At 31.6% G+C, this 3,776-nt stretch carries 5 protein-coding genes; 2 read left to right on the top strand and 3 right to left on the bottom strand.

The window, feature by feature from the left end:
- Positions 1-176 precede the first annotated feature (176 nt).
- The 3 genes from F550_RS0100005 to mobV form a co-directional block, all read right to left on the bottom strand.
- Positions 177-776, bottom strand: a complete 600-nt coding sequence (locus tag F550_RS0100005) for a replication protein (RefSeq protein ID WP_012816703.1) — start codon at positions 774-776, stop codon at positions 177-179.
- A gap of 80 nt (positions 777-856) precedes the next feature.
- Positions 857-1,024: a cop-6 protein gene (locus F550_RS18790; protein WP_006308237.1), complete on the bottom strand. Its 168-nt coding sequence runs from the start codon at positions 1,022-1,024 to the stop codon at positions 857-859.
- Positions 1,025-1,401: 377 nt separating this feature from the next.
- Entirely contained in the window at positions 1,402-2,613 is a 1,212-nt protein-coding gene (mobV, locus tag F550_RS0100010; RefSeq protein ID WP_026180457.1) for a MobV family relaxase, read from the bottom strand.
- Positions 2,614-2,905: 292 nt separating this feature from the next.
- Here mobV and ermCL point away from each other — a divergent pair, with 292 nt between their 5' ends.
- Both ermCL and erm(C) read left to right on the top strand, forming a co-directional pair.
- Positions 2,906-2,965: a 23S rRNA methylase leader peptide ErmCL gene (gene ermCL, locus F550_RS19030; protein WP_002497446.1), complete on the top strand. Its 60-nt coding sequence runs from the start codon at positions 2,906-2,908 to the stop codon at positions 2,963-2,965.
- 59 nt (positions 2,966-3,024) lie between these two features.
- A complete protein-coding gene (gene erm(C) / locus F550_RS18795) occupies positions 3,025-3,759 on the top strand; it encodes a 23S rRNA (adenine(2058)-N(6))-methyltransferase Erm(C) (protein WP_007410443.1) in 735 nt (244 codons plus the stop codon).
- Positions 3,760-3,776: the final 17 nt, after the last annotated feature.

Below are 3,776 nucleotides of genomic sequence, written 5' to 3' on the forward strand. Positions count from 1 at the left end.
TTCAATAGCTATAAATTATTTAATAAGTAAGTTAAGGGATGCATAAACTGCATCCCTTAACTTGTTTTTCGTGTGCCTATTTTTTGTGAATCGATTATGTCTTTTGCGCAGTCGGCTTAAACCAGTTTTCGCTGGTGCGAAAAAAGAGTGTCTTGTGACACTCTTAAATTCAAAATCTATCGGTCAGATTTATACCGATTTGATTTTATATATTCTTGAATAACATACGCCGAGTTATCACATAAAAGCGGGAACCAATCATCAAATTTAAACTTCATTGCATAATCCATTAAACTCTTAAATTCTACGATTCCTTGTTCATCAATAAACTCAATCATTTCTTTAATTAATTTATATCTATCTGTTGTTGTTTTCTTTAATAATTCATCAACATCTACACCGCCATAAACTATCATATCTTCTTTTTGATATTTAAATTTATTAGGATCGTCCATGTGAAGCATATATCTCACAAGACCTTTCACACTTCCTGCAATCTGCGGAATAGTCGCATTCAATTCTTCTGTAATTATTTTTATCTGTTCATAAGATTTATTACCCTCATACATCACTAGAATATGATAATGCTCTTTTTTCATCCTACCTTCTGTATCAGTATCCCTATCATGTAATGGAGACACTACAAATTGAATGTGTAACTCTTTTAAATACTCTAACCACTCGGCTTTTGCTGATTCTGGATATAAAACAAATGTCCAATTACGTCCTCTTGAATTTTTCTTGTTTTCAGTTTCTTTTATTACATTTTCGCTCATGATATAATAACGGTGCTAATACACTTAACAAAATTTAGTCATAGATAGGCAGCATGCCAGTGCTGTCTATCTTTTTTTGTTTAAAATGCACCGTATTCCTCCTTTGCATATTTTTTTATTAGAATACCGGTTGCATCTGATTTGCTAATATTATATTTTTCTTTGATTCTATTTAATATCTCATTTTCTTCTGTTGTAAGTCTTAAAGTAACAGCAACTTTTTTCTCTTCTTTTCTATCTACAACCATCACTGTACCTCCCAACATCTGTTTTTTTCACTTTAACATAAAAAACAACCTTTTAACATTAAAAACCCAATATTTATTTATTTGTTTGGACAATGGACAATGGACACCTAGGGGGGAGGTCGTAGTACCCCCCTATGTTTTCTCCCCTAAATAACCCCAAAAATCTAAGAAAAAAAGACCTCAAAAAGGTCTTTAATTAACATCTCAAATTTCGCATTTATTCCAATTTCCTTTTTGCGTGTGATGCGCTGCGTCCATTAAAAATCCTAGAGCTTTGCAACCGAAAGTTAATAGCTGTCGCTACTACTTTCGCTTACGCTCTAAGTATATTTTAAGGACTGTCACACGCAAAAAGTTTTCTCGGCATAAAAGTACCTCTACATCTCTAAATCGTCTGTACGCTGTTTCTCACGCTTTCTATCGACCTTCTGGACATTATCCTGTACAACATCCATAAACTGTCCCACACGCTCGAATTTGGAATCATTAAAGAATTTCTCTTTAAGCCTATTAAACCCTTTCTCAAACCCAGGGAAATTCGCCCTCGCAGCACGATATAAAGTCACTGTACTATCTTGAAATTTCTCTGATACATTCAACTGCTCATTCAAACTATCATTCTCTCGCTTTAATTTATTAACCTCTTTACTTTTTTCGTGATACCCCTCTTTCCATGTATTCACTACTTCTTTCAAACTCTCTCTACGTTTTTTTAATTCTTGATTTTCTGTGTAATAGTCTGTGCTCTTAATATTTTCGTAATCATCAACAATCCGTTCTGCAGAAGAGATTGTTTCTTGCAGGCGTTCAAATTCATCAGCAGTTAATATCTTTCTACCAGTCTCTTCACGTCCAGAGAACAAACCTGTACGCTCATTTTCATAATCAAAGGGTTTCGTAGACCTCATATGCTCTATTCCACTCTGTAACTGCTTATTTGCCTTCTGTAACTCATCCTTAACTTCTTGCAGTTCCTGTTTATGAAATACAGTATCTTTCTTGTACTGATCCATCGCTTTATGTTCTCGTTCTGTAACCTCTTTGGACGTGCCTCTTTCAAGTTCATAACCTTTCTCATTCACATACTCATTAAATCTATCTTGTAATTGAGTAAAGTCTTTCTTGTTGCCTAACTGTTCTTTTGCAGACAATCTCCCGTCCTCTGTTAAAGGGACAAAACCAAAGTGCATATGTGGGACTCTTTCATCCAGATGGACAGTCGCATACAGCATATTTTCCTTACCGTATTCATTTTCTAGAAACTCCAAGCTATCTTTAAAAAATCGTTCTATTTCTTCTCCGCTTAAATCATCAAAGAAATCTTTATCACTTGTAACCAGTCCGTCCACATGTCGAATTGCATCTGACCGAATTTTACGTTTCCCTGAATAATTCTCATCAATCGTTTCATCAATTTTATCTTTATACTTTATATTTTGTGCGTTAATCAAATCATAATTTTTATATGTTTCCTCATGATTTATGTCTTTATTATTATAGTTTTTATTCTCTCTTTGATTATGTCTTTGTATCCCGTTTGTATTACTTGATCCTTTAACTCTGGCAACCCTCAAAATTGAATGAGACATGCTACACCTCCGGATAATAAATATATATAAACGTATATAGATTTCATAAAGTCTAACACACTAGACTTATTTACTTCGTAATTAAGTCGTTAAACCGTGTGCTCTACGACCAAAACTATAAAACCTTTAAGAACTTTCTTTTTTTACAAGAAAAAAGAAATTAGATAAATCTCTCATATCTTTTATTCAATAATCGCATCCGATTGCAGTATAAATTTAACGATCACTCATCATGTTCATATTTATCAGAGCTCGTGCTATAATTATACTAATTTTATAAGGAGGAAAAAATATGGGCATTTTTAGTATTTTTGTAATCAGCACAGTTCATTATCAACCAAACAAAAAATAAGTGGTTATAATGAATCGTTAATAAGCAAAATTCATATAACCAAATTAAAGAGGGGTATAATGAACGAGAAAAATATAAAACACAGTCAAAACTTTATTACTTCAAAACATAATATAGATAAAATAATGACAAATATAAGATTAAATGAACATGATAATATCTTTGAAATCGGCTCAGGAAAAGGCCATTTTACCCTTGAATTAGTAAAGAGGTGTAATTTCGTAACTGCCATTGAAATAGACCATAAATTATGCAAAACTACAGAAAATAAACTTGTTGATCACGATAATTTCCAAGTTTTAAACAAGGATATATTGCAGTTTAAATTTCCTAAAAACCAATCCTATAAAATATATGGTAATATACCTTATAACATAAGTACGGATATAATACGCAAAATTGTTTTTGATAGTATAGCTAATGAGATTTATTTAATCGTGGAATACGGGTTTGCTAAAAGATTATTAAATACAAAACGCTCATTGGCATTACTTTTAATGGCAGAAGTTGATATTTCTATATTAAGTATGGTTCCAAGAGAATATTTTCATCCTAAACCTAAAGTGAATAGCTCACTTATCAGATTAAGTAGAAAAAAATCAAGAATATCACACAAAGATAAACAAAAGTATAATTATTTCGTTATGAAATGGGTTAACAAAGAATACAAGAAAATATTTACAAAAAATCAATTTAACAATTCCTTAAAACATGCAGGAATTGACGATTTAAACAATATTAGCTTTGAACAATTCTTATCTCTTTTCAATAGCTATAAATTATTTAATAAGTAAGTTAAGGGATGCATAAA

The organism is Henriciella marina DSM 19595 (assembly GCF_000376805.1).
Classification (GTDB): Bacteria; Pseudomonadota; Alphaproteobacteria; order Caulobacterales; family Hyphomonadaceae; genus Henriciella; species Henriciella marina.